The sequence below is a fragment of the Verrucomicrobiota bacterium genome, assembly GCA_038744685.1.
GTDB lineage: Bacteria > Verrucomicrobiota > Verrucomicrobiia > Opitutales > Puniceicoccaceae > Puniceicoccus.
On sequence record JBCDMB010000009.1, the window covers coordinates 28,521 to 55,499 of the forward strand.

Below are 26,979 nucleotides of genomic sequence, written 5' to 3' on the forward strand. Positions count from 1 at the left end.
TAGATCCATAGTAGTTAACTATTTAGTAAAAAATACCAGAAATGTTTTAGACATTTACCGGAGAAGACAAACTCTCCAGCTTGAGGATTCGTGCGGCAGCGGTCGGGAGATCTCTGAGGATATCGACGTCATTTTTCATCCGTGCCTGGGTAAGCATGCCCTCGTACAGGTTGAAGAGAATACGGGCCGCCTCACTGATATCCATTTCGGGGATTGCGCCTTCCGCCTTTGCGTCCCGTAAAGCGGTTTCGAAGTAACGAGTGTAGCGAGCGAGAAGGCTGTTCACTTTTTCGATCAGCTCCGGTTCCACAGTAGAAATCTCTGCACCGATATTGAAAAAAGGGCATCCAAGGACCCGTCCTTCCTCTTCGGCAACCGCCATAGTCTTGTTATAAGCCACCTCCATTTGAGCAGCGAGGCGTTCTAGCGGGGGGCGGGACGAAGAGAACATTTCATCCAAGCTTGGTCGGAGGTTGTTCCAAATGTGGTCCATCGCGGCGATAGCTAGGGCGAGCTTCGATTCGAAAAAATAGTAGAAGCTCCCCTTTTTGACCTCTGCCTTCTCACAGATCTGATCGATGGTGAGCGAGCCGTAGCTGCGCGACCACATCAAGTCGACCATGGCATCGAGAAGTTGATTTTTGGCGTTACTGGTTCGTCCCATGATTGGAGTGGATAGATGACTATTTAGTTAAGTAAAGCAAAAACTACATTTTTTTTGAAGAATCTCACTTGGTTTGTCGTGTGAGCGACTCTAGCGTTTTGCGGTGGCTTGGTATCTCTACGCTGCTTTGAAGCAGATTTTTCCTTCGCGGAGGCTTTTGTCTTTCGCGGCGCTGATCTCGATCATCGGGGTCGCGCTCGGGGTAGCTGTCCTCCTCATCGTGCAGAGCGTCATGAACGGGTTTGTTAACGATATCCGAAGTAGCCTGGAGAAAACGAATGGAGATATCCGGATTCATTCCACCGGTTTAATCGGAAACTGGCGTGAGGTAGTAGCGGAGCTGGAGGAGAAAGAAGAGGTGGCCTCTGCAGCACCTTTTGCGGAAGGGGTAGTAATGATCCAAGCCATCAATCGACCTTTGTTTCCTTATGTTTGGGGTTTGGAGATGGAAAAGGGTCCGAGCGTATTACCGGTCGAAGAATTTCTGATGGAAGGAGCATTGGAAGACCTGGATGACCGATCTGTGTTTCTGAGCTCTGGAGTGGCCTGGCAGTTGGGGGCATCCGTCGGATCGGAGGTGGATGTTTATACCCCGTTGATGCTGGATCGGATGAAGGATGATGAGATCATCCTTCCCATCGGATTGAGGGTGGCCGGAGTTTTCGAAACGGGCTGGAATGAAGTGGACGGGAATACCATTCTAGTGACGCTGCGAACGATGCAGGAACTGTATGGGCTCGGCGAGAGCGTCCACGGAATCACATTGGAGCTAGCAGAGGGGACTGATTCTCAGCCTTTCGCAGCTACTTTGAATGCAGAGATGGCCGATCACTTGTTTGCGCGGACATGGATGGATATGAATGAGGACTTCCTCTTTGTTCTGCGCCTCGAGAAGACGATGTTGTTCTTCATCATGATTTTTATCGTCCTTGTGGCGTCGTTTTCCATCGCGGTTTCCCTCATGATGTCGGTCATCCGTAAGACTAGGGAGATAGGTCTCTTATCGGCGATGGGTGCCACGCGTTTTCAGATTGGTGTGTGCTTCTGTTTGCAGGGGTTCTTGATTGGGACGGTCGGAACGGTTCTTGGCGTGTTGGGGGCTCTGGGCTGTCTCCGGTATCGGGAATGGATCTTAGCGACGTTTGCGGAAATGACAGGCAGGGGTCAGGCGCTCATCGATGCCTATGGTTTTTCTTACATACCGGTCCATTACATTGTTTCGGACTTTGTCATCGTGACGGTTTTCTCGATGGCGGTATCTACGCTAGCCGGTTTGATCCCGGCCTGGCGTGCGTCACGTCTTCAACCCGCAGATGCGTTGCGTAGTGAGTGAGAATGGTCCAGTCCTGGAGGCCCGTGGCCTAAAGAAATCTTTTCAGCTTCCGGGTTCGCGGCTGAAGGTGCTGCGTGGGTTTGATTTTGCGTTAGATGCAGGAGTTTCTGCCAGTATCAGAGGAGAATCCGGGTCGGGAAAGTCGACACTTCTGAATCTGTTCGCGGGTTTGGAAAGAGCAGATGAAGGCGAAATCCTTTGGGATGGTGTTTCCATTCGGTCTTTGGATGCGCGTCGGCTTGCGAGAGTGCGAGCGCTTCGAATGGGATTGGTCTTCCAGGCTTACCACCTGGTAGGAGAAATGACGGCCCTGGAGAATGTCCTTTTGGCAGCAAGAATTTCCGGAAAGTTGGATGGTGAACTAAAGGAAAGGGGGAGAGCACTCCTGGACCGTGTTGGATTGGGCGGTAGAGAGCGTCAGTTGCCTAGTCAAATGTCGGGTGGAGAACGTCAGAGAGTGGCTGTCGCAAGGGCGATTTTGAATTCTCCACGAGTTCTCTTTGCTGACGAACCCACGGGCAATCTGGATGAAAAAACGGGTAAGGAGACAATGGAGCTTCTTTTTGCTCTAGTGAGCGAGGAGCGAGTGTCTCTAGTGCTGGTAACTCATAACCCTGCGTTCGCTGAGGCCTGCGATCAGCAATGGCTTTTGAGTGAGGGAATTCTGCGTCCGCGGGGGAGATGATCTTACGGATCGACGAGAGTCTGGCTGCGGAGAGCGCACTTATGTCGTTGCTCGTGCCGTCTACGATTTTTCTTGAGACTGAGAGGGTGTCTCAATCACGATTCTCGGTATGCCTGACTTTGAAAATGCCCCATCTCCGAGGCCACAACCCGATGGTGAGTTGTATCGGCCGGGGAATGGACCGAAGTTCGAAGAAAAACTGCCTGAGAGAACGCCTGCTTCCGACGGAGTCCGCAGAAAACAGAAGCGGACGGTTCGAAAGAGGAAGCAAGCTTCGGAACCGTTGAAGGAAGAGTCTTTTCTTGGGATGGTCAGCGATTTTGTGCGCTTCTTGTTCGGGAGCTCGGGAAGTCGGTCTTCGGCAAATAATAAGAATGGTGCTAATCCTTCGGGTAGATCCTCTTCGCTGCGGGAGAATGGCGGTAGTCGGAGAAAGTCTGGACGAGGGCCAAAGCGATCCAGTAGTCGGCAGGATCAGCAAGTGGGAAAGGTTCAAAAACGGGAGGCCCATGGAGAGGTTAATCGTCCTCGGCGTAGGCGAAAGAGAAAGAAATTAAACGGTGAATCCCAGGGGCGTGGTTCGCGCCAGAATCTTCATCCCGCCGTGGATGAGACTAAAGAGTATCCACCTGTATCTACGCCTGACGTAGCTGCCCGTTACAATCGTCCTTCGACGAAAACCAGCGGTCAATCCGACGGTTCGGGTAGAACCCGAACAAACGCAGTAAAACGAAAGTCTTCCGGAAGGGACGAAAGTGGGTCTGCAGAAAGATCTCGTTCGAGTGAAAAAAGAACCCGCAACCGCCGAACGAAACAGAAAGACAAATCTCCTGTAAAGACTCCTCAACCGGTGATCGAAGTCATGTCGGAAGTCGAATCCCTGACTGCTAACTCCTCTGAGAGGTATTCCAAGGGCTCGGTAAGAGATATGCGGAATGCCCGCAAGCAGCGGCGACCCAGCGATTTCGATAAAGAACAGCCTGACAGAGTTTCCTGACTTTCCGGAGTCATGGACGTAATTCGGATCGAAGGCGGCCGGGCTCTCCAAGGAGAGGTTCGGGTAGGCGGTGCGAAAAATTCCGTTCTTCCGGTTTTTGCAGCTTGTTTGCTGACGGATCAGGAGTGCGTGATCCGCAACGTTCCTGATCTAAGCGACGTGCATTTTATGGCGCGCATTCTGGAAGAAGTAGGGGCGCGCGTATCGAACGAAGGAGGAGGTGTTTGGCGAATCCAATCCACGGATGTCTCGCCTAGCGCACCCTACGAGTTGGTTCGAAAGATGAGAGCGTCGATCTGTCTTCTAGGGGCTATGGTGGGAAGACTCGGAACAGCAAGAGTCTCGATGCCTGGCGGGTGTGTGATAGGCCCGAGGCCGATCGATTTACACATCAAGGGGCTTAGGAAATTGGGATGCACGGTTGAGGTTAACGGGGGCTACCTGGAGGTGGATGGACGGGAGCGCGCGGGCGGTAGTGTCTTTCTGGGGGGGCGCTATGGTAGCACGGTTCTTGGGACGGCGAATGTTCTCATGGCCGCGGTGACGGCTTCAGGCGAAACGAGAATAGAGTGTGCCGCTTGTGAACCTGAAGTCGTAGATTTATGCAAGTTTCTCACTCAGATGGGAGCGAAGATTGAAGGAATTGGCGGACCTACCCTCACTGTCGAAGGAGTACCTTCTCTTTCGGGCGCCGATTTTACGGTAATTAGTGACCGCATAGAGACGGGGACGTTCTTAATAGCGGGTGGTTTGTTGAATGCTGACCTCAAGGTTTGTGGATCTCCACCGTCGATGTTAGGCGCTTTTGTCGATAAGATGGAAGAGATCGGGGTGGAGTTTTCATTCTCGGATGGTGTTTGGAGCGTTGAGCGAACTCAGACTCTTCGGCCGGTTGACTTGATTACTCTTCCCCATCCCGGATTTCCAACGGATCTCCAGGCGCAGCTTTGCACGCTACTTTCGGTCACGGAGGGAATCAGTGTTTTGACAGAACGGGTGTATCCCAACCGTTTTATGCATGTCCCTGAGCTTCAACGGATGGGGGCCCACCTCTCAATTGAAGGAGCTTCCTGTATCATCAAGGGAGTGAGTCGGCTGTCTGGAGCACCGGTCATGGCTTCAGACTTGCGGGCGAGTGCGGCACTGGTTCTGGCAGGACTTGTCGCCAAAGGGGAGACTTGGATCCAGCGGGTCTACCACCTCGACCGGGGTTATGACCGAATGGACGAGAAACTCCGTTCGGTCGGAGCGAAGATTGAGCGATTGTCCGCTAACGAAATGCCGAAACAACTGATTGGGGACGAGAGAAGGTAGCAAATTTCCTCGCCATCGAAATCATGAATTGGATAGAGGGTAGAGTTTATGGCGAAAAAAAAGGCACTTTTAACAGGTATAACCGGGCAGGACGGATCCTATCTTGCAGAGCTTCTGCTCGAGAAAGGATACGAGGTTCACGGAATGATCCGCCGGTCGAGTTCTTTCAACACGGGCCGCATCGACCATCTTTTCAATGACCCAGAGATCAATGGAAAAAGCCTTTTTCTTCATCATGGCGATTTAACCGACTCCAGTAATCTGAATCGTTTGCTCGAGAAGGTGCAGCCGGATGAGATTTACAATCTAGGGGCTCAGAGCCATGTAAAGGTATCCTTTGAAGTTCCGGAATACACTGCAGAGGTTGATGCTATTGGAACCCTCCGTTTTCTCGACGGCATCAAGGAAACCGGGCTGAAGACGAGGTTCTATCAAGCCTCCACCAGCGAATTGTATGGAAAAGTGCAGGGAGTTCCGCAGACGGAAAAAACGCCGTTTTATCCTCGGTCCCCCTATGGCGTAGCGAAGCTCTATGGGTTTTGGATCATCGTGAATTATCGGGAGTCGTATGGGATCCACGCTTCCAATGGAATTCTTTTTAACCACGAGTCACCTCGGCGGGGGGAGACTTTCGTCACGCGCAAGATTACTAGGGCCGCCGCCCGCATTGCTCATGGGCTTCAAGAGACCCTACGACTCGGAAACCTCGATGCGAAGAGGGACTGGGGCTACGCACCAGAGTATGTCGAGGGGATGTGGCGAATCCTTCAACAGGATGAGCCGGATGATTTCGTCCTTGCGACAAATGAGACACATACGGTCCGCGAATTTGTTGAGGAGTCGTTCTCCGAATTGGGCATCGCCATTGAGTGGAAAGGCACCGGAGCCGAAGAAGTTGGATACGATCAGCAATCCGGAGAGAAAAGGGTCTCAATTGATCCCGCCTATTTTCGTCCGGCTGAGGTCGACCTACTGATTGGAGACCCTGCGAAAGCAAGGGAAAAGCTCGGGTGGGAACCAACGACCAAGTTTGCTGAACTCGCTCGCATGATGGCTCGAGCCGATTTTGAAAAGGTGGCCAAAAGGGGTTACTGATCGGCATGGTGAATCGGGACTCAAAGATTTTTGTAGCTGGCCATCGTGGGATGGTCGGTAGTGCCGTTCTGAGGAGGCTCAAAGCGGAAGGATTTTCGAATATCCGGACCGCAACCCGCGGAGAGCTCGACCTTTGTCGGCAGAGTGAGACCGAGGATTTTCTTCAGGAGATTCGGCCCGAGTTGGTCATTAATGCGGCCGCAAGAGTCGGAGGCATTCATGCAAACGACACCTACCCAGCCGAGTTTCTCCAAGAGAACCTCGCGATGGGTTTAAACCTGGTGCATGGATCCTACAGTGCAGGAGTCGGGCGACTATTGAATCTTGGAAGCACTTGCATCTACCCGCGAGAGGCTCCCCAGCCGATGCAGGAGGAGGCTCTGCTGACTTCACCTCTGGAGAAAACAAATGAGGGTTACGCGCTGGCAAAGATCGCGGTTCTTAAGCTTTGCGAGTTTTATCGGAAGCAATACGGAGTCCTTTTCCATTCGGCCATGCCGACTAACCTCTACGGACCCGGTGACAACTATCACCCGAAAAACTCCCATGTGCTCCCGGGTTTGATCCGCCGTTTCCATGAAGCGAAGGAAGCAGGAGACTCATCGGTAACGGTCTGGGGAACAGGAAAGCCGCTTCGCGAGCTTCTTCATGTCGACGATCTAGCTTCAGCGGTTCTGCACCTGATCTCCTTGGAGAATCCACCCAACTGGGTGAATGTCGGAACGGGCGTGGACTGCTCGATCCGGGAACTCGCCGAAAAGGTGGCCGCGGTGGTAGGCTTCGGAGGAGAGCTGCGTTTCGATCCATCCAAGCCAGATGGCACGCCGAGGAAGTTGACAGATATTACTCGAATCCGGGAAACGGGATGGGCTCCAGAAATTTCTCTGGATGAAGGGATCGCTTCTACCTACGCCTTGTTTCTCGAAGGACTTGAGGCCAAGACCATCCGCCTGTGAGGTTTGGTCTGGATCGGTGCGATAGCGAACTTTTAACCTTCAACTTCCAACGTTAAACCCAGAATAATGTCCCTTTCAAATTTGGACGTTTAGCGTTCAAAGTTGAATGTTCGCTATCCCTTTTCTTCAGAACTTATCTCGCCGCAGGAAGTTTGCCGGACTGAGGATCGGGATACCTCGAAACTCTTTTAGCGGTTGGAGGTGCTCTTTGTCTCCGCTCAAGAGCACGTCTGCCTTGGCAGCGAGCGCGCATTCGAGAACCATTTCATCGAAAGGATCTGGAGTGGCTCCCGTGGCACGCTCGACCGGAAAAACCATGGGAGCACTCGCTCGCAACAAATCGACCCACGGTATGGGTTCCCTTTCCGGGTATTGTAAACAAAGCTCTTCGTAGGTTTCTTCATACTCAGCAAGCAAGTGTGGAGTAATTGCACACTCAATCTGCCGTTCTGCCCACAATTGCAGACAGTTAAGGGGTGCTCCCCGCCAGAAGCAGGCACTGACGACCACATTGGTGTCGAACACCACACGCATCACTACGATGCACGACTTCGCACCCGCTGGATCGCCCGGTCGACGGCATCCTGATCTTCCTCTGAAATCTCCGACGACTTTTGCGCCTTTCGAAGCAGGCGCCGGACGGTAGTAGGATCGAGTGGTTCCGGTTTACGCAAGACCACAAATCCAGAGGCTAAGCCAACCTCCAGCTCATCACCTTCGGAAATGTTCGCTTCTTCCCGCAACGCCTTTGGAAGCACGATTTGTCCTTTACTCGAAACCTTTGTGACCATTAGGTAAGATATATCTTACTTCCTGATTTCAGTCAATTCGATAGTGATCGTTTAGGATTCAAAGTTAAACGTTCGCCATCTTTCAGGGACCGATGGGCGCCCTCTCTCCTGAGGCTAATTCGCTCGAACGATCACCAATTCGGCTCTCCGATCGAGTGCGCGTCCGTCTGCTCCTGCGTCGGGAACAGCTTCCAGATCACCCTTGGAAAGGATTTCGATGCGAGTCGGTTCAATTCCTAGGCTCACGAGGTAGTCTTTGACACTGGTGGCCCGCCGATCACCGAGTGCCAGGTTGTATTCCGTGGTGCCTTTCCAATCACAGTATCCCTCGATCAGGAGATAATCTCCAGGTGCTGCCCGCATAGAATCGGCAACTCCATCGAGAGCAGAACGGTCCACCGGGCGGACGAAGCTCTGGTCAAAGTCAAAATAGATCGTAGGGAAAACCCCTCGCACCTGATTGCCGTTCAGGATATCAAAATTGGGATCTCTTTCGACTAAACCCTCATTGAAAAGATCTTCATTGTATCCTCCTGGATCGACTAGTGGAAAAGGGTTTTCATTTGGAACGAAGTCGTCTTCGGGGCGAGTAGGGGACCCGACAACGGTGGCGCTTGGATCCATCTCGGGCTTCGGGGAGCAGGCGGAAAGCAAGATGAGGAGCGAAACTCCCCACAAAAGTCGATGATCAAAACGCATAGCGAAGATGGTTGGAGAAAAATTCCACAGCGTAAAGCTTTTCTGCTCAATGAGAGTGCATTTTTCGCAAGGCAGATTTCAACGATCGGCTTATTGGTGCGTCGTCCATCGCTTCATCTCTGACTTGAACCTCCCCTCCCGAATTGAACGCCTGATCTCCCCCGCCATCCATGACATAAAGGCAATGTTGTGGATAGCGAGGAGTTGTCCGCCCAGGGATTCACCGGCTTTGAGCAAATGATGGATGTAGGCCCGGGAGAAATTGCGTGAGGCAGAGGGAGGGAGCCGTTCGTCGAGTGGTCTTAAATCCTCCCGGAATCGGGAGTTCTTGAGATTCAGGTGTTCGCGGCCCTCATTCTCCCAGGGGACGCATAGGGCTCCTCCATGACGAGCGAGACGGGTGGGGTGGACGCAGTCGAAGGTGTCGATCCCGAGGGCGGCTCCTTCCCAAAGATCGGTCAGCCCTCCAATGCCCAGCAGGTGGGTTGGCCGATCGTCTCGAAGATGCTTTCGCGCCCAGCCTGCCACTTCGACCATTTGGCTTTTGTCTGATCCGAGAGAGCCACCGATCGCCTGGCCAAAAAATGGTTGATGGGCAACGAATTCTGCACTTTCCCGGCGGAGGTCTTCATACACGCCGCCCTGAACAATTCCGTAGAGCGCCTGTGTTTCATCGTTATTTCGGTCAAATTCCGCACGACTGCGGACAGCCCAGCGGTGGCTCATTTCCATTGAGCGAGAAGTGTACTCCCGATCGACGTGAAATGGGGTGCATTCGTCGAGAACGAGAATGAAATCGGCTCCCAGTTGTCTCTGTGTTTGAATGGAACTTTCGGGAGTGAGCAAAATCTCCCTCCCGTCCACGTAGGAACGAAAACGGGCCCCTTCTTCAGAAATTTTTACCCCAGGACCTTCAGCACCGATTTTTCGACGCCCTTTGATTTCATCGGCGATCCATCCGTGCCCAATGCTGAAGATCTGGAAACCTCCCGAATCCGTGAGCATGGGACCGTTCCATCCTGTCATCTGGTGAAGACCCCCGTGGCGAGCGACCAGTTCGGGTCCGGGCTGGAGGAGGAGATGATAAGTGTTTGATAAAATGATGTCGGCCCCTGCCTCGCGAACCTGATCGATGGGAACCCCTTTGATGGCTGCTTTGGTCGCACAGAAGATAAAGTTAGGTGTTTCGATCGCGCCGTGTGGGGTCACCAGTTGGCCTACCCTTGCAGCCGTGGTTCTGTCGTTAGAAACGATCTTAAACGAAAAACGGTCCATTTCCCCATCAGGGTAAGGGGAGACAACATGGAGGGAAAAGTCTTCATCTGAAAAAATGACCGAGCGGGAAGGATCCTTAGTGACCATCCCAAAAGATCCCAGAGGGTCGGTTTCGGTGCATCCAACCTTTACGGTGTTCGCTTGACTGCCCGTCTGAAAGCTCCAAACTCTCGCGCTTTTCGCCAAAACCTGCGACCCGTGAATTCCTTAAAAGAGACGCTAAACCTGCCCCAGACCGACTTTCCTATGAGAGCGGGTTTGGTTCAGCGCGAGCCGGAGCGGGTCACTCATTGGCAAAAGGTCGATCTCTATGGGTCGATGCAGAAAAAAAACGCCGACGCACTCGACGAGTTTTTGCTTCATGACGGTCCGCCATTCACCAATGGCGATGTTCACATAGGAACGGCTTTAAACAAGGTCCTGAAGGACGGAATTGTTCGATTTCAATCCATGAAGGGCAGGCGGGCCCCCTACATTCCTGGATGGGACTGCCACGGTCTGCCAATCGAACACAAAGTGGCCCGCTCTATGAAGGAGGCTGGGCGCGAGCTGGGTCCTACCGAAATGCGGGAGGCTTGCGCAGAGTTTAGCCGGGAATTCATCGAAAAACAGAGGGGACAGTTTATCCGGCTCGGTGTTCAGGCGGATTGGGCAAACGAGTACCGCACGATGAATCCGGTTTACGAGGCAGGTATCCTGAGGACTTTTTCCGAATTTGTTCGGAAGGATTTGGTCTACAGAAGCAAAAAACCTGTCTACTGGTCGATTCCTTGCCGAACTGCTCTCGCGGAGGCAGAGATCGAATATAAGGATCATGTAAGTCCCGCGATCTACGTCTCTTTTCCGATCACTGACAGTGAATCCGTAGTCATCTGGACCACTACGCCGTGGACTCTTCCGGCAAACCTAGCGATTGCCGTGCATCCTCGTCTCTCCTACGCCCGGGTCCGAGTGGGCGAGAAGAGTTTCTGGATAGCGGAATCGCTGGTAAGTGAAGTGGCGAATGCCTGCGGATGGAAGGACTACTCAGTGGAGGAATCCGTTGAGGGGGCAAAGCTCGCGGGCCGCGAAGCTCGCCATCCGTTCATTGACCGTCCATCGCCGATGGTTTCGGCAGAGTATGTGACAGCCACTACCGGCACGGGCTGTGTGCACCTCGCCCCGGGACATGGAATCGACGACTATGTCGTTGGTCTGCAAAATAGCCTCGAGGTCTACTCACCGTTGGACGATAGCGGAAGGTATTTGGATGATGGAAGAGTCCCTCTGGAGCTTGTCGGGAAATCCGTTTTGGAACGGAATGGCCGGTCAGAGGCGAATGACGGCGTGCTGAAGATTCTCTCCGAAAAAAAGGTTCTCCTTGCAAACGAGCCGCACGAGCATTCCTACCCCCACTGTTGGCGATCGAAGACTCCAGTGGTGTTCCGGGCGATGGACCAATGGTTTGTCGCTCTGGATCGGGATGGACTTCGGTCAAAGGCTCTTGATGCTATTGGAAGTGTCCAATGGGAACCCGCGTGGGGAGAAAATCGGATCCGCGGAGCGGTCGAGTCCCGGCCCGACTGGTGTATCAGCAGGCAGCGCACCTGGGGAGTTCCAATTCCTGCCTTCTTCGATGACCAGGGAACTCCTTTTATTGACGCAGAGGTCATTGGGAGCATCGCAAAGCGGGTAGAATCCGAAGGTTGCAATTTTTGGTTCGAAGAGAGTGCTGAGGAAATCCTTGCGTCGATGGATCTTCCGGAAGGCTGGGATCCTGCCGACCTACGACCCGGTCGCGACACTCTCGACGTGTGGATCGATTCCGGTTGCAGCCATCGGGCGGTGCTCAAGGAAAGGAATATGTCTTGGCCTGCTGATCTTTACATTGAAGGAAGCGATCAACATCGTGGCTGGTTCCAGTCCTCGCTCTGGACAAGCATGATTGCAGATGGGTCTCCCCCATACCGGAAAATCCTTACGCATGGCTTTGTGGTTGGACAGGATGGACGCAAAATCTCGAAAAGTGATGGCAAGCCCCAGACGGCGGACAGTTTTGTCAATGAATTCGGTGCGGACATCGTTCGCTTGTGGATCAGCAGTGAAGATTACCGAAACGATATTCCTGTGTCTGGGGAGATCTTGAAAAACGTCTCCCAAACCTACCGAAACATTCGGAACACTCTTCGATTCCAAATTGGAAACCTCTTTGACTTCAACCCAGAGCTAGACTGGGTGGGTGAAGAGTCATTGGACCCGTTGGACCGATGGGCACTGGCGAGACTTTCTGCTTTGGTCCAGACCGTAGAGAGAGCGTACGAGGAGTTTGCCTTTCACCGTGTGTATCAGGAGATCAGCCGCTTCTGCGCCCAGACTTTATCAGCGACTTACCACGATATTCTCAAGGATCGGCTCTACACTTTGGCTCCCTCGAATCCATTGCGAAGGTCGTCTCAGACCGTATTGTTCAGGATTTGCGATGCGCTTTGTCGTATTTTAAACCCAGTTCTTTCCTTCACCGCGGATGAGGCCTATTCTTTCCTGCATGACCGGTCGGAGTATGGTGGAGATCCGGTGCAGCTTGCGGGTTGGCCAGAGATTTCCCTTGCTCGAGAAAGCGATTCCTCTGCAGCGGATGTGGAGAAAGTTCTCCGTTTCAAGTCAACGTATGTAAACGACGCTTTGGAGGAAAAGCGTAAGGCGAAAGAGATCGCCTCAAGCTTGGATGCCAAAGTAGTTATTTCGGGAGACGAAAATTCGGAGGATTTTCGTCTTCTTCGAGAGTTCGAGAAATTTCTTCCGGAGCTGTTTATTGTTTCTGCCGTGGAATTGTTGCCGAACGAAGGCGTGCTATCGGTGGAGGCGTCCCATGCCGATGGGGTCAAGTGTCCACGAACCTGGAGGTGGGTTCCCCGTTTGGTGGCTACCGAACAGTGGGGAGAGGTATCCGAGCGTTGTGCGGAAGCATTGGAAGAAATTCTCCGCGAAAATCCATCCACAGTTTGAACAATACGCCGTTTTGATTTGCTGAAATCCCTTTGATCCATGCCTACGAAAAAGAAAACTGTTACGAAGAAAGTCTCTGCAAAGAAGGTAGCGAAGAAAGTTGCGAAAAAGGCAGCTGCGAAAAGGGCTACCAAATCGACTAAAAAGACGGTCGCTAAAAGAGGCGTGACGAAGAAAGCCGTCTCGAAGAAAACTGTGCCGAAGAAGAGTGTCGGTAAGAAATCTGCCACGAAGAAGATCGCAGTGAAAAGTGCGAAGAAGAAGGCTGTTGCTAGAAAAAAGGTAGCCAAGGAGAAAGAAAAGGCAGAGGAATCGGAATCGACAGTAGGAGTCGAAGAGGTTACCCGTCGGGTGACAGAGGCCCTGAAACGCCGGGGTCCGAAGACGGGTGAGGAGGAGGCTCGAAAAGGTCAGCCGGTGGTTTTCAATTTGGAGGATCTCAGGAGCTATCTCAAGAACCGTAAGTCCGCTCCTCCCGACGTGGACGAGAAACCCAAGAAGAAAGCTGCCGAGAAACCGGTAAAGGCAGCTGTGAAGGAGGTGCAGTCTCCGACCCGGGCCAAACAGTCCTTTGGAGCTGCTTCTGTGGCAGACCTTTTAGGATTCGATCCTATGGCGACGACGAGTGCTCCGGAGCCAAGTCAGAGCTCTGAGGAGGGTGTTCCCAAAAAATTCATTTCTTACTTCCGGGCTCTCGTAAAGTTGCATGACGAAGTCGCAGAAGGCTTGAATCGTCATTCTGAAGAGACCCTAAACCGCTCAAATAAAGAGGACTCCGGTGACCTCTCCAGTTACGGACAGCACATGGCGGATGCCGGAACTGATAGTTTTGACCGGGATTTTGCTCTCAGTATGGTGTCGAGTGAGCAGGAGGCCCTCTACGAAATTGACGAAGCAATCCGCCGTATTCGGGAGGGCGCTTATGGGGTCTGCGAGATTACGGGTAAAGCCATCAGTCGTGACCGGTTGAAGGCGGTCCCGTTCACCCGCTACTCTGTAGAAGGACAGATTGAGGTCGAAAGAGGGCGTGTCCGAAAGGTTCAAAAAGCCGGAATTCAAGGATTTGACGGGGAAGACTCGCCTGTTGTAGCCGATGACGACGACGAATAACGGCTTTGAACCAGTTGCATTGTGAGTCGGATCAGTAGCACGGAGTTCTGGTCGGATTTGGCGATTCGACTCGGGATTTGTCGAAGACTCTCCGGCGCTGCTATCGATGTTGGCTAACCTGCGAGCCTACCGCCTGTTTTGGGTTCTGGCTGGTGCGGTGCTGGTGTTTGACCAGGCGACCAAAGCTTGGATCGATGCCATCCTGCCTTTCCCGACTTATTTCCCGAATGGAGGGCCGGGAGGGGAGTCCCCCATCGTAATTATCCCCGGTTTTTTCCAGTTGGTCCACATTGGGAACGAGGGGGCTGCTTGGGGGCTCTTGAGTGGTTATCGGTCTGTCTTGATCCTTGTGGCTATCGGAGCTCTGGTGGCTATTTACTGTTTTCGACGATCACTAGAGCTCACCCTTCCGGTCATGCAGGTCGCTTTCGGGCTGATCGTTGGAGGTATTGTGGGTAACCTGTTGGATCGCATCATCTACCATCACGTCGTCGATTTTTTGGACGTCCATTTACCGGGAATCGCTTTTCTCGGCATACCCCCGTATCGGTGGCCAGCCTTCAATGTAGCGGATAGCGCGATCTGTTGCGGAGTGATTTTTTACCTTATCCTTTCGTTTTTCCCACCCAAGGGAAGTCAGGCCTATTTGGAGAAACAGACAAATGCGAAACGTTCTGGATCCGATCGAGAGTCCAGCTAATCCGAGAGTACGCGACTGGGCGAAACTGCGTTCGGGCCGGCGGAGAAGGCAAGCGGGGAGATTCCTGATCGACGGAGGGTATGAATTGGATCAGGCCATTACAGGGAAGATATTCATTGAGGAGGTCCTCCTTTCTTCATCGCTCGAAGAAGGACCCTTGAGTGAATGGCAGGAGAAATTGAACGAGAATCAGGTTGAGTGGCGTCGAGTTTCTGAGGCGGTTCTAGAGAAAGTGTCCGTCAGAGAGAATCCCGACGGAATCATTGCAGTTGCCCGCACACCGGATCGCGCTTTTTCAATACCAGTTGACCCCGGTGGTCCGCTAATTGTCGCGAATCGTATCGAAAAGCCTGGAAATCTTGGTGCGTTGATCCGGACTTGCTATGCGGTGGGTGCGGCGGGCGTTGTGCTGTGTGACCCGGCTGTCGACTTTGAGAGCCCGCAGGTTATCCGAGCGTCCCGGGGTCTGGTTTTCCGTCTGCCCGGCTGGACTTCAACGGCGAGCGAGTTGATCAATTTGTTAGGTCAAAGTACTTTGACGGTTTTTGCCGCCGACAAAAATTCTGAGCAAATTTTTTGGGAGGCGAATTGGCCGAGCGATCCGGTGATCGTTCTTGGGGAAGAGCATTTCGGGCTCTCAAACGAGTGGGACCACGAATGGATAACCGGGCTTCGAATACCGATGGAGAAAGGAATTGATTCTCTTAACGTGTCCGTATCGGGGGCGCTCCTACTCTATGAATGGAAACGTCAGCAAAGGGCAGAAAGAACATAGGGTCGCAAGATCCGAAAGTTCTCGACGGACTGTCAGTGCTATCCAAGGATCAACCGAAGATGCCGAGCAATGAAATGACCGCTCTTCTAGCGCTGCAGGCTAAGGACCTCGATTTGCGCAAGGCTCTTTTGTCTCTCCAGTCTTTCCCCGAAGAACGAATAAGGGTCGAGAGTGAGATCCGTTCGGTCGAATCCGAAGTCGATGAGTTGCGATCGAAGATTAAGGAGTTCGAAGTTTCGGGTGAGCGGATGGAAGCAGATACAGAGGCTGCTGACGAAAAAATCAGGAAACTGAAAAACCAGCAGCTGGAGGTGAAGAAAAATGAAGAGTATGAAGCGTTGAATCACGAGATTCAGAACCTCGAGAATCAGATTGATGAAATCGAGGAGGCAGAAATCCGTCTTCTGGATCAAATTGAAGAGGAAAAGGTTGTTCTCACCGGGAAAGAGGCCGAATCCGCGAAGGTGGTGGGTCGCCTTCAGCAAACGCTCACTAAAATTGACGAGGACGAGCAGCATTTCCGCGGAAAATTGGACGGAATGAAGAGCGAGGTGGAAGAGCGTAGGGCTCTCGTAGAGACGGACCTTCTGATGATTTACGATTCGCTCTGGAAACAGATCAAGCGGCCCCCGGTCGTTGTTCCGCTCGAGGATCAAAAGTGCGGTGGTTGTCACTTGCGTGTGAGCAATGAGGTGTATGCTGCTGTTCAGGATTTCAAGGTCGTTCGTTGTGACCAATGCGATCGACTCCTCTATCTCGAGTAGAGATGCGGACTCTTGGTTTCGCGGAAGCGTTCCTTGCGGATTTTCACACCAAGCTGGACGGCGGCTTGGTGACTGTCGCTGCGGCACGCCTAAATGACGTCCCCAACGTCGACCAGTTGAATCGAGCCCTTCAGAAGATGCTTTCGCGCCACCTTCTACTGCGTTGTGAGATCGTGCGTGACCATCAAGGCAGGCTTTGTTTTTCCGAGAGGACTGATTGGGAAGCGCCAACGGTAATCGAAAAAGCGATCCATCCTGCATTGTGGTTTGAGGAGTTGCTCGATACCCCTCTGCAAGCAGATCGGCCACCCTTTGAGTTTTTTCTGACCCGCGAAGGGGAGAAGCCACATGTATTTTTGAAGGTCCATCATGCGATTGCAGATGGAACGGCTCTTCGTAGTCTTCTCAACGAAGTCCTCGAAGGGAGTTGTGGGAACGGGAGCAGTGAGGGGGAACAGGCACTAACACCGAGCGTGGAGGAAATGATGGCTTCAACGGCGAAGAACTTTTCTGCGGCTTTGCCTCCGCCCGAAGGAATGGAGCCATGGCGATTTCATCGTCGGGTGGCCCTCCCCAAACGTCGTAGTCGGGTGTTTCTGAGGGAGATTGGTTGTGCGTTACTCCTTACTCAGGCTCATAACAGGGGGGTAAAGCTGAACAGCATACTCATGGAAGCAGTCGCGAGGGTATCCAGCGATTTGCCGAACTTTCCTGAGAAAAATGCACTCATCCTACCAGTTAGCGTTCGCCGGCGTGTGAAACCGCGCGTCCCTGACGAGACGATGGGTTGTTACATCGGCAATGCTTTAGTGTATTTCGGATGTGGAGGTGACGCGGAAGCGACATCGGATGCGGCAGTGCTGGAACGGCAATTGAGTGTGTCCCTAACTTCAGCGATTACCGGGCCACCCGATTTTGCTCCTGAAGTGCTGAGTCAGGCGGTGGGTTCTTTCTTGGATCCGGAACGAGACAGCTTTGAATATTCATTGGGCCTCTCCAATCTCGGACCTGACCCCCAAGCATCTTCTTCCGTGGATGGATTTTGGTTTGCGGCCTCGGTACGTCCGGGTCACTTAGGAATTTTGATTACCGCCAGCACGGTGGGAGATCGGCTTTGCCTCACCTTTCATCACGCTGAACCTCTAGTTCCTCCTTCAGCTGTAGAGCGGTTCGCAGATGGGGTGGTCGCTTACCTCCAGAAAGAGGTTTAATACCGAATTTGGCATAACTAACGGTAGAACGAGAATTTCTTGGGATCGAAGGCCTCTCGAATAGCTTCTCCGACAAAGGTGACTAGGACTAAGACCGCTACCATTCCAAAGAAGGTGGAGCTAACGATCCATGGGGCGTCGAGTCGCTGAGTTCCCTGTTGTAGTAACTCACCCCAGCTCGCCGTTGGCGGTGGAATTCCGAATCCAAGGAAGTCGAGGGCCGTCAGGGATGTAATACCAGAGACAATCGTGAAGGGAATAAAAGTGACCACTATCGAAAGAGTGTTTGGAAGAAGATGACGGCGGATAATTTGCAGCGGGCTGGTTCCAATCAATCGGGCAGCAGCTACATAATCTCTGGTTTTCTCCTTAAAGGTGGCTGTCCTCATATACTGGGCCATCCCAACCCAGTTGAAAATAACCATCACGAACAAAAGGGCGCCGATGCGAAAGTTGGCTCCTACCGCTGCCGGAATGGTAGAGGCGAGGATAATGACGATATAAAGGAAGGGAATATTTGACCAAATCTCCATGAGTCGTTGCCCCAGAAGATCCACCCATGAACCGAAATAGCCCATCGCACATCCGAGAAAAATAGCCAGCAGGTAGGTAAAGGCCATGAGCGCAAGTGAGAAGCCGAGTGCGATCCGAAACCCATAAACCAAACGGGCGAGAATATCTCTGCCCAGTGGATCGGTGCCTAAGTAGTGCTCCAACTGAAAAGAGGGAGGATAGGGCGGAAAGGATCCATCTTGGTAGACCGATTCATTCGGACCATACGGCACGAGCGGCATAAGGACCCAGTTGGGGTTACCAGGCTCCGCAAATTTCTTCTTTAGCTCGCGGTAGTTAGCCTCATAGAGATAGGATTCGCCAAACGTTTGGCCCGTAAATTCAGCACCATAAGTAGGAAAATACAGTTTTCCCTCATAGGAAACGATGAGAGCTCGATTGTTGATCCAAAGCTCTGCAACCGCGGAGAGAAAAATGATACCTAAGAGGAGGAGAAACGACCAATAACCCCGCTTGATGCTTCGGAATCGCTGGAGTCTTTTGCGGGTAATTGGATTCATCTGCTAATCAAATCGGATCCGGGGATCTACCGCGGCAACGAGCATATCCGACAAAATGTTTCCAATAAGTAGAAGAATGGAAGAGATTAGGAGTATTCCCATAACGACTGGGTAATCCCTCTCGATTAGAGACGTGTAGCCAAGCAGGCCCATTCCCTCGATTGAAAAAATCTTTTCGATCAGGAAGGAACCGGCGACAAAGATCGAAATCGCATTCCCAAAGTTGGTCGCGATCGGGATAAGGGAGTTGCGAAGCGCGTGCCGGAAAACCCCTTTTCCGAACGGAAGACCCTTTTCGGTGGCTGTCCGCATGTAGTCTGCCGCAAGGTTGTCAAAAAGGCTGTTTTTCATGAGAAGGGTCAGAAAGGCGAAACTACCGACCATGTAACAGGCCAACGGGAGAACCGAGTGCTTCGCTAAATCACCAACTTGGCCCCAGAAGGAAAGGTCTGGAAAGTCTGCACTCACAAAACCTCCGGTTGGAAACCACTCTAAGTCAAAACCGAAATAGACCAGGAGGATCGCACCGAGCGCGTATCCCGGTACAGCATAACCCCCAAAGACGACCACTGAGGTTACGTTGTCGAGTTTCGAGCGATGCTTGATTGTCTTTAGAATTCCGAGAGGGATACAGACTGCGTAGGTGAGGACGAAGGTAATCAGACCGTAGTAAACAGAGATGGGCACCCTCTCGAAGATCATTTCTGTGACAGGTGTCTGATAGCGATACGAGTCTCCCAAATCGCCTCGAAGCACCCGGCCCAGCCATTCGAAATAGGCAAGCAGCCATGGCCGGTCGAAACCGTAGTAGGCCTCGATTTGTTCGAGCTGCCCCGGAGTCAAGCCAACGCCGGAGGAGGAAGTTGTGAGCCCCGTGCCACTGCCTCCGTCGGCCATCTGGCCTTGCATGATTGCCTGCTCGACGGGACCCCCAGGAAGAAAACGGGTAATCGCAAAAACAACGAGAGTGACACCGATCAGGGTCGGAATCACGAGGAGAAGCCGCTTGAGGAAGTATGTCTTCAAGGTTTTTCGGTAGCTGATAGGCGTTTTTGGAGAAAATCAAAGAAGAAAATCGGCGTTGACAGGCAATCGTGATCGGGAGACAGTAAGGGAGCCATGAAACACTTCTTTTCTTCTTCGATTGTCTGCTCTGCTCTTCTACTTGGTGCGTCTCAATCCCAGGCGCAGGATTCGGAAGGCGAGGATTTTACTCCTATGGTTTTGGTCGGGGCCATCTCCGCATCCGTCATGTTGGTGGATGTTGAGTTTGCGAATCTCCCTTCAGGCAAGGTCCTAAGGGCTGGACCAGACGGGGTTGAGGTTCTCGACCCAGCGGACGTTCCTGAAACCAGCCCATCTGTTCCCCGGATCACCGTGGGAGCTGTTGATACTCTGCCCGCCGCTCAAAAGCAGGCATTGGCCCGTCGGCTAGAGAGGGTGTTGGATCAGATCATGATTGCTTACGACGACGGTGTAGTTTCCGCTGATGATGTCATCGAGATCGTGAAGTTCCTTTTGGCTGTGGATCTACCCTTTGATGAGCGGTTCCGGGGACAGCTGGTCAGACGATTTGGGCCACTTGTTGATACGATAGAGCCCGACGATGGAGAAACGCAGGTAGTTGACCCGATCCTTCTCGAACCTGACGAAGAGCCTCAGGTCACTGATCCGATCGATCTCACACCTTACTTTGCTCCTTGAGATTGGCTTGAATAATCAGATCACTCTTGGAACTATTTTCCTTCAAACGCCCGTGGCAGCACGGGCGTTTTTCTTGGTTTTGCGAGGGATTCCTCCTGAACTAATGTGATGTCAGTGGAGTTCGTTTCTAAAAAGATCTTTGAGTGGCCAGTTCGCGGTTTCAGCCATAGGGTCTCTGGAGGGTGAGCGTCTTGCGGACTGTTCAATTATCTGGATTGCCAAGCGTTGCGGACACCGACCCGTCACGATCTTAGCCGAGTCGAGACGGCTTCCCTCCATGGTTGGGGTTGTTAATCTGTAGGCTCTTATACAGAACTCGGTATGATTGTTCCCCGAATCCTCTATCGGGCTAACAGCATCAGGAAGGGCAAAAGGATGAGGATTGCCATGACAATGTAGAGAATCCAAATCGCACGGTCAGCTTTCCGTTTAACTTCGGGTGGAACGTCGTCCTGCGGCGCTTCATTGTTCTTCTCAGTCATGCAGTTTAGGAGGATAGGTGACTATCACTTGGGGTCGAGCGGAAAGGTGAGCATGCCAGGTTGGCCGCGTTGCGGGTGAACACGTTATTCTCTGGAAAGCCATGTTTGAGACACAGTTGCTCTAGCGAATTGGAGACTTCACGCGAAAAAATGGTAGATCAACTGAAGGACAATGTTAGCAGCTAAAGCAGCTGCAATATCATCGACAACAACACCCCATCCTCCGGGAAGATTCTGGAGTTTTTTGATCCCGAACGGCTTTGCGATGTCGAAGAGACGGAACAGTAGAAAGCCCGCGACTATCCATGGCCAGGTAGCTTCTCCTGGTTGAAAAGGTATCGCAAAAAAGCAGACGGGCACCGCGATGCATTCATCAAGGACTACGCATCCGGGATCTCTTTGGCCAAGTCGGATCTCAGCTTCTCCGCAGAGAGGCACGGCCAGAAAAAAGAGCACGGCGCAGAGAACCAGATAGGGAACGGGGGGGAGATAGGCAAACAGTAGGGTAAAGACCAGCACACCGACAGCAGAACCCCAAGTGCCGGGCGCTTTAAAACGGCCAATAGGGCCGAAGGTCGTTGCGCCGACAACAAACCACCGAGGGAGCAGGCTCCAGAAGATCTTTCGCTCCTGCGTCACAAGCTCGCCCTTACTTGCCCGCTGGTGCCATCAGACCCCGGTAATTCCAGAGATATACGGCTCCTGAAACCACGGTTAGCGCTGTTGCGAGAATGAAACAAATAACTCCCGCTGAATGTACAAAATTTGCCACTGCCGATTCTCCTCCGCTGAAGTCCATAGAGACTGCTCGGGCAAGAAGCAAAAGAGCGATCGAGACTATTTGAAATACCGTTTTGTATTTTCCCAGTCTTTCGGCTGCGAGAACGATCCCACGGGCTGCAGCAACCAATCGTAGTCCGGTGATCCAGAGCTCTCGGGTGATTATTAAGAGAACAAGAAAAAGGGTCCACGGTGGCAAGAGATCAATCGAGACGAGAACGACTAGCATCCCGACCATCAGAATCTTGTCCGCGAGGGAATCCATGAGTTTACCAAAGTCGGAGATCTCGTTCATTTTCCGGGCTAGCCACCCGTCTGCCCAATCCGTGATCGCTGCCACCAAGAACAGGACAAAGGCAAAGGTCGGTCCCGGGGTCGGGAGAAAGAGGCAGACTGCGATGAGGAACAAAAAGGGGATCCGTGACAGCGTCAGTAGGTTGGGTAGACTCATCGAGGTGGGACTATGGCCACGGTCATTGGGAATGCAATCTGGTTTCGATTCGGGTGCGATTTCAATCGATGTCAGGTCTAGTCCCAAAGGATATGGAGGGCGCTTGTCCTCAAGCGCCGGGCGGCGGATCATGGACCCTCGCATTCCAGTGAGAGTTTCCGCGGGATTTTGCCTGTCTGCATTGCTTCCAGGCTAACCCGAGATATCAGCTGGCCACTGCTACCCTACGAGCAAAGGCCAGAACGGACGACAGCCCTTGTTCGAAACGGGAGTTTGTGAAGAACACAATACTTTGGAATAGGATGCTAAATTTTTGCTAATTAGTCTTCTCTTTTCATCTATCGTAGACTGGTTTGCTCGCGTGGGATTTCCTCGGCTTCATGTCAGTATTAGGTCGACTTCGAAACACTCTCACGAGAACCACCCTTACTGGGATCGTAGCTAGTCTTTCAGTGTCCCCTGTTATGGGGGTTATGACGGTTCACTTCGTGGAAGAGTCGGGTGGCCTGCGCGTGAGTTTTTCCGGTTCGCTCGACCTCACAGGTGCCGGGGTTTTTTCGGACGGAATACTTCGAAACACGACTGGGATTTTCACTGCGCAAGGAGTGACTTTGCCGGGGGCTTTTGACTACGACCACGAAGGGCCTTCGATCGGTTCCTCGACATTCCTTACTCCGGATGATGGCCTTGGGACACAGATTTTACCTACCCCAGACAGTAACGTTCTCGGGTTTTACGACGGAGGTCTCTGGTGGTCAGCTGTACATGTGACCGGCGGAACGGAGTTAGAACCGACGGAGCTCACAGCGGATCCCTTCCGTGACACCGTGTTTTTCGGCGGTAAAAGCCTTACCGATATCGGGGCTCAGCCTGGGGACATCGCGGAAGGGACGGTACTCTGGACGGCCAACGTTACTGGCGATACCTTTGTGTTCTCGCGGACCGTTCCGGTTCCTGAACCGTCCTCATTTGCCCTACTCTTTGGCCTTGCTACCTCTCTTGCTCTGCTGAGAAGGCGGTCGAGGCGAGGGTAAGGTTCTTGAGATGTCCTGAGGGAAATTTGTAAGCGATAGCCCCTATTCTTCCGATTCTTGTTTGTATTGTAGGGGGATGTAGTATTAAAACGGGGTTGTTGAGGGGAGGGATCGCCATCCTGAAGCCGTCTCAAACTCTGTGCTCTCAATCTAATCGGGGAGTTCGTTAGGAGCCCAGGAGTTCTAGATAGAATGATAAATTTTTGCTAACCTGTCCCCTCTTTTTATCTATCGTAGACAGGTTCTCCCGCGTGTGATTAGCTCAGCTTCATGTCAGCTTTAGTTGGACTTCGAAATACTCTCACGAGAACCACCCTTACTGGGATCGTAGCTTGTCTTTCAGTGTCCCCTGTTATGGGGGTTATGACTGTTCACTTCGTGGAAGAGTCGGGTGGCCTGCGCGTGAGTTTTTCCGGTTCGCTCGACCTTGCGAACACTGGGATTTCTTGGGATGGTAATCTTTGGAACTCCTTTGGGGAATTTACCCCTGATGTTGTGATCCTGCCAGGGGTTGATGACTATAGGGCAATAGGTCCTTCAGTAGGGTCCTCTTCATTTCTTGGTCCTTCTGCTCCTTCGCCTTCCTCTGGGGTTTTTCCTATGTTGGATGATGACCATCTGGGTTTCGCTGAAGGGGGTCTCTGGTGGTCGGAGGTTCATGTGACAGAAGGATCCGTCTTGGCCCCAACAGAGCTCACGGCCGATCCTTTCCGTGATACGATGTTTTTCGACGGTCTGACCCTCGCTGACGTAGATGCCGAGCCAGGGGATATCGCCGAGGGGACAACCCTTTGGACCGCTACGAATGGCTCTAACGATACCTTTATCTTTTCGAGGGCGGTTCCGGTTCCTGAACCGTCCTCCTTTGCCCTACTCTTTGGCATGGCTGCGTCCCTTGCCCTGCTGAGAAGGCGGTCGAGGCGAGGGTAAGGTTTTGCAGAGTCGATTACGCGTAGGATTATGATTCGGAGGTCAAATGGTCTTAAACTGGCATTCTAGGTGGTCCCTCCTGCATAAGTTACGAGCTTATCCCGTAGACTAGGCCACGTGGCCTAAATTGGACTCGAGGAGAGTGGAGAGACAAAAGAATGATTTGATTTGACTAATGCTGGTTGTTGATCGGGAGGCAGCGATGTTAATGTTTAGAATTAAGATGATTTTCAAAGCGTGAGTTCTTTTCTTGGCTACTGGCCTCTTCTCAACGATCCCGGCGGGTGCGATGATCAGTATCACCTACAACAATGTAACTGGGGATTATATGGTTGCGGGTAGCGATGATGGGCCGGGTGACGGGGGTGCTCCCCGAGTGGATTACGTTTGGGAATTCGACGGGCCAAATTTTTTGTTTAATTCTATGGCATCGTTGACTTCTGCATTAGATAATGATGGTCCATTTGCCGGAACAGCTGGGGGTCAAACGGTCACCAATTTCGTTTCGCAAAATGGTGTGAGCTCGGATCCGGTCAGTGTCCTTTTTAGGGCTCTTGTGGCCGGCGATCCTGTTGCCGGGGGTGTTTTGAGTTTCGATGGTTCGAGCGGCACGGTAGCTCCGAGTCGATGGTTTTCGGGACTCGGAGTGTTTGTGGGAGATCCTACTCCGACTGGTGCAGATCCAACGACTTCTACCCTTACCTTTGCTATTGTCCCCGAACCTAGTTCCTTAGAGGTTTTGGTCTGTCTTCTCGCGTTTGGACTCACTTTGAATCGCCGCCGTCGCTCGGCGACGTAAGGCGCGGTTCGGTACATCCGTGACAGAGGGTGGGAAACCATTCGTAAACGCGGAGGGATCGAAAATTGAAGCGGTTCAATGAAATAGGAGAGGCTAATTTTCACCAAGAAGGACACGAAGAACTAAGAAAGAGAGGAAGTCCGTGCATCTGCCGTGTGGAATTCTTCGTTTTCTCCGTGCTTTCGATAAGTGTTTTTTTGATGGATCATCGGCAGAGAACTTGCTAGTCTCTCTCCCGTTGTGAGAAAGATGTGGAAAATCTACAAAGTATCAGCGGTGTTTGTAACGGCGGCTTTTTTGGGTTCGGCTCCGGTGTCGGCGATGATCAATATCACCTACAACAACGTGACTGGGGACTACACCGTTGGGGGTAGCGACAATGGACCGGGTGACGGAATTACTACTAGGGTGGATTACCGGTGGGTGTTTGATAATCCATTTCCTAGTGAGACAACATTGTTTGTTTCGTTGGGATTATTGTCTCTCGGTCTGACTGCAGACGGGGCTTTTGCGGGCACGGCTGGCACCGGCTCACCGGCAATCGTCTCGTTTGTTCCTGATATGGGTTTTGGCGGGGATCCGCTTACTGTTGATTTCCGAGCAATTGTTTCCAGTGATCCTGGTTCTGGAGGGCCTCTGATCTTTGACGGTTCGAGCGGCACGGTCGCATCCGGTTTATGGACGGCGGGGTTAGGCGATTTCGTGGGTCAACCCACTACGGTAGCCAATCCTACCACTTCCCCTCTCACATTTACGATTGTTCCCGAGCCTAGTTCCTTCGGGGTTTTGGTCGGTCTTCTTGCCGTTGGGTTGACTCTGACGCGCCGTCGCCGGTTGATGCGTTGAGCATTTCGGGAGGTCGTTGGGAAAAACGAATTTCTGAAACGCAGGCGTCGTCCGTCCTTTTCGATGCCAGTTTACTGGTTTGCTGCTTTCTCCTGCGATACTAGATTCGGCATTGGTGATCGTCCCAAAGAAAAATGGAGGGCGTTTGTTCTCAAGCGCCGCGCGTCTGGTAACGGAACTCGCAGGCCAGAATGAGCCTTCTCAAGGAATTGGATCATCGGCAAGACTACGAAGCTAACGCGACGGATCACGGACATCGAGGACGATATCCCTCCAAAAAGATTGCTTCAGATAAAGTGCATCTTTCTGCCTAGGGTATTCGACGGAAGTCTTGACAGATCGGGGCCTTCTTCGGTTTTCTCAAAAGTTTCCTAGGAAGCGTGGCTAGCTCAATTGGATAGAGCACCTGACTACGGATCAGGAGGTTGGGGGTTCGACTCCCTCGCCGCGTGCCAGTTTGCACTTTGTAGGTTCTACCGCTGGCAGGCGGTAGGCCGAGGACGGGGGAAAGTAGAATTCCTGAGTGGCCCAGATTCCCAATCACAGGGAGGCAGATTACCATGATCTAAACGTCACTGTTCAGAAGAGAAAAGGAACTCGACCTCACCACTTTCGAGCGGAGCGACACGCAACCGAATGGGCGCAGCAAAGAGCACAAAAGGCACGAAGAAGGGAATGAAAGAAGAATCCATCCAGACGCAGACCGGTGGCTCTGGGTGCCCTGCGCCTCTGTGTGAGAGTTGCGTTTTGCATCTGCCTCTCAGTGAACCCATTTGCCAGCACTCGGAACGAGGCGGAGCAGGTCAACCCGTTACCGATCCCAAGAAATTCTAGTAACCAACGGGACCAGGAACCCCACTGGCGGGTTGTCTGTCCTTTACGAACGTTATCGTACGGATCGTCTGCGCCGGAGTCCGACAGCAGCCAGACCGAAAAGACCCGCAGCGAATGCGAAAGAACCCGCCTCGGGAATTACGGTGACGGTAAAAGGGGCAGTGGTGGTGCCGCTTGTCCCATTCTGGGCGTTACCGACGAAAGTGCCCAAGCCAAGAGTCCAAAGACTCGCACTTGCAGTGCCAGATTGATCTGTTAGGCTCAGAGGACCACCGGTTACCGGTGCTGACGCACTTAGATCAAACCGAAGGCCGAGGATTGATCCAGAGGTTTCAGTCCCTGATGACAGTTCGTCGATGGTGACCCCCGCTGCAGTCCCTTGAAATAGGTTTACCTCAGAATCGAGGGAGAGTAAAAAACTACGAATAGAAAGAAGATCAACAAATGGGAGGCCGAAATCCCAACCATACTGCATTTGAAAGACGCTGACCCGTCTGATCCCTGGACCCTGTTCGGTGGGAGCCGTTTCCAAAAGCTGAAAATCCCCCGTGACGTTATTGTAAGTCAGATTGATGTTCCCACTGGATGGAGAAACCCAAAATAGGGTCGCTAAGGCAATCAGCGAAGTGCCTACAAGACTATGACGAGAGCTAACCACTTCAAGAATAGCGGTAATTAACCTGGTCATCTTT

At 52.4% G+C, this 26,979-nt stretch carries 28 protein-coding genes and 1 tRNA gene; 18 read left to right on the forward strand and 11 right to left on the reverse strand.

Going from position 1 to position 26,979, the window contains the following annotated elements:
- Positions 1-46 precede the first annotated feature (46 nt).
- Positions 47-664, reverse strand: coding sequence for a TetR/AcrR family transcriptional regulator (locus AAGJ81_07165; protein ID MEM0965909.1), 618 nt, complete (start codon positions 662-664; stop codon positions 47-49).
- Between the two features lie 103 nt (positions 665-767).
- Here AAGJ81_07165 and AAGJ81_07170 point away from each other — a divergent pair, with 103 nt between their 5' ends.
- The 6 genes from AAGJ81_07170 (at position 768) to AAGJ81_07195 (ending at position 7,044) form a co-directional block, all read left to right on the forward strand.
- Positions 768-1,997 carry an ABC transporter permease gene (locus AAGJ81_07170; GenBank protein MEM0965910.1) on the forward strand — a complete coding sequence of 410 codons (1,230 nt, stop codon included), beginning with the start codon at positions 768-770 and terminating at the stop codon, positions 1,995-1,997.
- A complete protein-coding gene (locus AAGJ81_07175; GenBank protein MEM0965911.1) occupies positions 1,990-2,682 on the forward strand; it encodes an ABC transporter ATP-binding protein in 693 nt (230 codons plus the stop codon). Before AAGJ81_07170 ends, AAGJ81_07175 begins: the two co-directional genes overlap by 8 nt.
- 109 nt (positions 2,683-2,791) lie before the next feature.
- Positions 2,792-3,679, forward strand: coding sequence for a hypothetical protein (locus tag AAGJ81_07180; GenBank protein MEM0965912.1), 888 nt, complete (start codon positions 2,792-2,794; stop codon positions 3,677-3,679).
- 12 nt (positions 3,680-3,691) lie between these two features.
- Positions 3,692-4,993, forward strand: coding sequence for a UDP-N-acetylglucosamine 1-carboxyvinyltransferase (murA, locus tag AAGJ81_07185; GenBank protein ID MEM0965913.1), 1,302 nt, complete (start codon positions 3,692-3,694; stop codon positions 4,991-4,993).
- A gap of 48 nt (positions 4,994-5,041) precedes the next feature.
- Positions 5,042-6,088, forward strand: coding sequence for a GDP-mannose 4,6-dehydratase (gene gmd, locus AAGJ81_07190; GenBank protein ID MEM0965914.1), 1,047 nt, complete (start codon positions 5,042-5,044; stop codon positions 6,086-6,088).
- 5 nt (positions 6,089-6,093) lie between these two features.
- Positions 6,094-7,044, forward strand: coding sequence for a GDP-L-fucose synthase (locus AAGJ81_07195; protein ID MEM0965915.1), 951 nt, complete (start codon positions 6,094-6,096; stop codon positions 7,042-7,044).
- A gap of 126 nt (positions 7,045-7,170) precedes the next feature.
- Here the strand turns inward: AAGJ81_07195 and AAGJ81_07200 are convergent, their stop codons facing one another.
- The 4 genes from AAGJ81_07200 to tgt all read right to left on the reverse strand — a co-directional run bounded on the left by AAGJ81_07200 (position 7,171) and on the right by tgt (position 9,809).
- Positions 7,171-7,578 (reverse strand): putative toxin-antitoxin system toxin component, PIN family, encoded by a 408-nt coding sequence (locus tag AAGJ81_07200; protein ID MEM0965916.1) that lies wholly within the window; start codon positions 7,576-7,578, stop codon positions 7,171-7,173.
- A 2-nt stretch (positions 7,579-7,580) separates the two neighbouring features.
- The gene (locus tag AAGJ81_07205; protein MEM0965917.1) at positions 7,581-7,835 is read right to left on the reverse strand and encodes an AbrB/MazE/SpoVT family DNA-binding domain-containing protein; all 255 of its coding nucleotides are present in this window, start codon (positions 7,833-7,835) and stop codon (positions 7,581-7,583) included.
- Positions 7,836-7,949: 114 nt separating this feature from the next.
- On the reverse strand, positions 7,950-8,459 hold the full coding sequence (locus AAGJ81_07210) for an OmpA family protein (GenBank protein MEM0965918.1): 510 nt from the start codon (positions 8,457-8,459) through the stop codon (positions 7,950-7,952).
- Between the two features lie 165 nt (positions 8,460-8,624).
- Complete coding sequence (gene tgt / locus AAGJ81_07215; GenBank protein ID MEM0965919.1) at positions 8,625-9,809, reverse strand: tRNA guanosine(34) transglycosylase Tgt; 1,185 nt, start codon at positions 9,807-9,809, stop codon at positions 8,625-8,627.
- A gap of 198 nt (positions 9,810-10,007) precedes the next feature.
- On the opposite strand from tgt, the gene ileS reads away from it, so the two are divergent.
- From ileS to AAGJ81_07245, 6 genes are all read left to right on the forward strand, one after another.
- Positions 10,008-12,794: an isoleucine--tRNA ligase gene (gene ileS / locus AAGJ81_07220; GenBank protein MEM0965920.1), complete on the forward strand. Its 2,787-nt coding sequence runs from the start codon at positions 10,008-10,010 to the stop codon at positions 12,792-12,794.
- 39 nt (positions 12,795-12,833) lie between these two features.
- A complete protein-coding gene (locus AAGJ81_07225) occupies positions 12,834-13,904 on the forward strand; it encodes a TraR/DksA C4-type zinc finger protein (GenBank protein ID MEM0965921.1) in 1,071 nt (356 codons plus the stop codon).
- Positions 13,905-14,010: 106 nt separating this feature from the next.
- Positions 14,011-14,604, forward strand: coding sequence for a signal peptidase II (lspA, locus tag AAGJ81_07230; protein ID MEM0965922.1), 594 nt, complete (start codon positions 14,011-14,013; stop codon positions 14,602-14,604).
- On the forward strand, positions 14,567-15,379 hold the full coding sequence (locus AAGJ81_07235; protein MEM0965923.1) for an RNA methyltransferase: 813 nt from the start codon (positions 14,567-14,569) through the stop codon (positions 15,377-15,379). Before lspA ends, AAGJ81_07235 begins: the two co-directional genes overlap by 38 nt.
- 59 nt (positions 15,380-15,438) lie before the next feature.
- The gene (locus AAGJ81_07240; protein MEM0965924.1) at positions 15,439-16,143 is read left to right on the forward strand and encodes a C4-type zinc ribbon domain-containing protein; all 705 of its coding nucleotides are present in this window, start codon (positions 15,439-15,441) and stop codon (positions 16,141-16,143) included.
- 2 nt (positions 16,144-16,145) lie between these two features.
- Positions 16,146-17,354, forward strand: a complete 1,209-nt coding sequence (locus tag AAGJ81_07245; GenBank protein MEM0965925.1) for a hypothetical protein — start codon at positions 16,146-16,148, stop codon at positions 17,352-17,354.
- 17 nt (positions 17,355-17,371) lie between these two features.
- Here AAGJ81_07245 and AAGJ81_07250 read toward each other — a convergent pair whose 3' ends face one another.
- Both AAGJ81_07250 and AAGJ81_07255 read right to left on the reverse strand, forming a co-directional pair.
- A complete protein-coding gene (locus AAGJ81_07250) occupies positions 17,372-18,427 on the reverse strand; it encodes an ABC transporter permease subunit (protein MEM0965926.1) in 1,056 nt (351 codons plus the stop codon).
- 3 nt (positions 18,428-18,430) lie between these two features.
- Complete coding sequence (locus tag AAGJ81_07255; protein ID MEM0965927.1) at positions 18,431-19,453, reverse strand: ABC transporter permease subunit; 1,023 nt, start codon at positions 19,451-19,453, stop codon at positions 18,431-18,433.
- Positions 19,454-19,546: 93 nt separating this feature from the next.
- On the opposite strand from AAGJ81_07255, the gene AAGJ81_07260 reads away from it, so the two are divergent.
- Complete coding sequence (locus AAGJ81_07260; GenBank protein MEM0965928.1) at positions 19,547-20,131, forward strand: hypothetical protein; 585 nt, start codon at positions 19,547-19,549, stop codon at positions 20,129-20,131.
- A 341-nt stretch (positions 20,132-20,472) separates the two neighbouring features.
- Here AAGJ81_07260 and AAGJ81_07265 read toward each other — a convergent pair whose 3' ends face one another.
- The 3 genes from AAGJ81_07265 to pgsA all read right to left on the reverse strand — a co-directional run bounded on the left by AAGJ81_07265 (position 20,473) and on the right by pgsA (position 21,976).
- Positions 20,473-20,613 carry a hypothetical protein gene (locus AAGJ81_07265; protein ID MEM0965929.1) on the reverse strand — a complete coding sequence of 47 codons (141 nt, stop codon included), beginning with the start codon at positions 20,611-20,613 and terminating at the stop codon, positions 20,473-20,475.
- A gap of 138 nt (positions 20,614-20,751) precedes the next feature.
- Positions 20,752-21,252, reverse strand: coding sequence for a phosphatidylglycerophosphatase A (locus tag AAGJ81_07270; protein ID MEM0965930.1), 501 nt, complete (start codon positions 21,250-21,252; stop codon positions 20,752-20,754).
- 10 nt (positions 21,253-21,262) lie between these two features.
- Positions 21,263-21,976, reverse strand: coding sequence for a CDP-diacylglycerol--glycerol-3-phosphate 3-phosphatidyltransferase (pgsA, locus tag AAGJ81_07275; GenBank protein ID MEM0965931.1), 714 nt, complete (start codon positions 21,974-21,976; stop codon positions 21,263-21,265).
- 248 nt (positions 21,977-22,224) lie between these two features.
- On the opposite strand from pgsA, the gene AAGJ81_07280 reads away from it, so the two are divergent.
- The 5 genes from AAGJ81_07280 to AAGJ81_07300 all read left to right on the forward strand — a co-directional run bounded on the left by AAGJ81_07280 (position 22,225) and on the right by AAGJ81_07300 (position 25,908).
- Positions 22,225-22,878: a PEP-CTERM sorting domain-containing protein gene (locus AAGJ81_07280; GenBank protein MEM0965932.1), complete on the forward strand. Its 654-nt coding sequence runs from the start codon at positions 22,225-22,227 to the stop codon at positions 22,876-22,878.
- A gap of 270 nt (positions 22,879-23,148) precedes the next feature.
- Complete coding sequence (locus tag AAGJ81_07285) at positions 23,149-23,808, forward strand: PEP-CTERM sorting domain-containing protein (GenBank protein ID MEM0965933.1); 660 nt, start codon at positions 23,149-23,151, stop codon at positions 23,806-23,808.
- Positions 23,809-24,058: 250 nt separating this feature from the next.
- A complete protein-coding gene (locus AAGJ81_07290; GenBank protein MEM0965934.1) occupies positions 24,059-24,607 on the forward strand; it encodes a hypothetical protein in 549 nt (182 codons plus the stop codon).
- Positions 24,608-24,856: 249 nt separating this feature from the next.
- Positions 24,857-25,453 (forward strand): PEP-CTERM sorting domain-containing protein, encoded by a 597-nt coding sequence (locus AAGJ81_07295; GenBank protein ID MEM0965935.1) that lies wholly within the window; start codon positions 24,857-24,859, stop codon positions 25,451-25,453.
- A gap of 378 nt (positions 25,454-25,831) precedes the next feature.
- A tRNA-Arg gene (locus tag AAGJ81_07300) sits at positions 25,832-25,908 on the forward strand.
- Positions 25,909-26,339: 431 nt separating this feature from the next.
- Here the strand turns inward: AAGJ81_07300 and AAGJ81_07305 are convergent.
- Complete coding sequence (locus tag AAGJ81_07305) at positions 26,340-26,975, reverse strand: hypothetical protein (GenBank protein MEM0965936.1); 636 nt, start codon at positions 26,973-26,975, stop codon at positions 26,340-26,342.
- Positions 26,976-26,979: the final 4 nt, after the last annotated feature.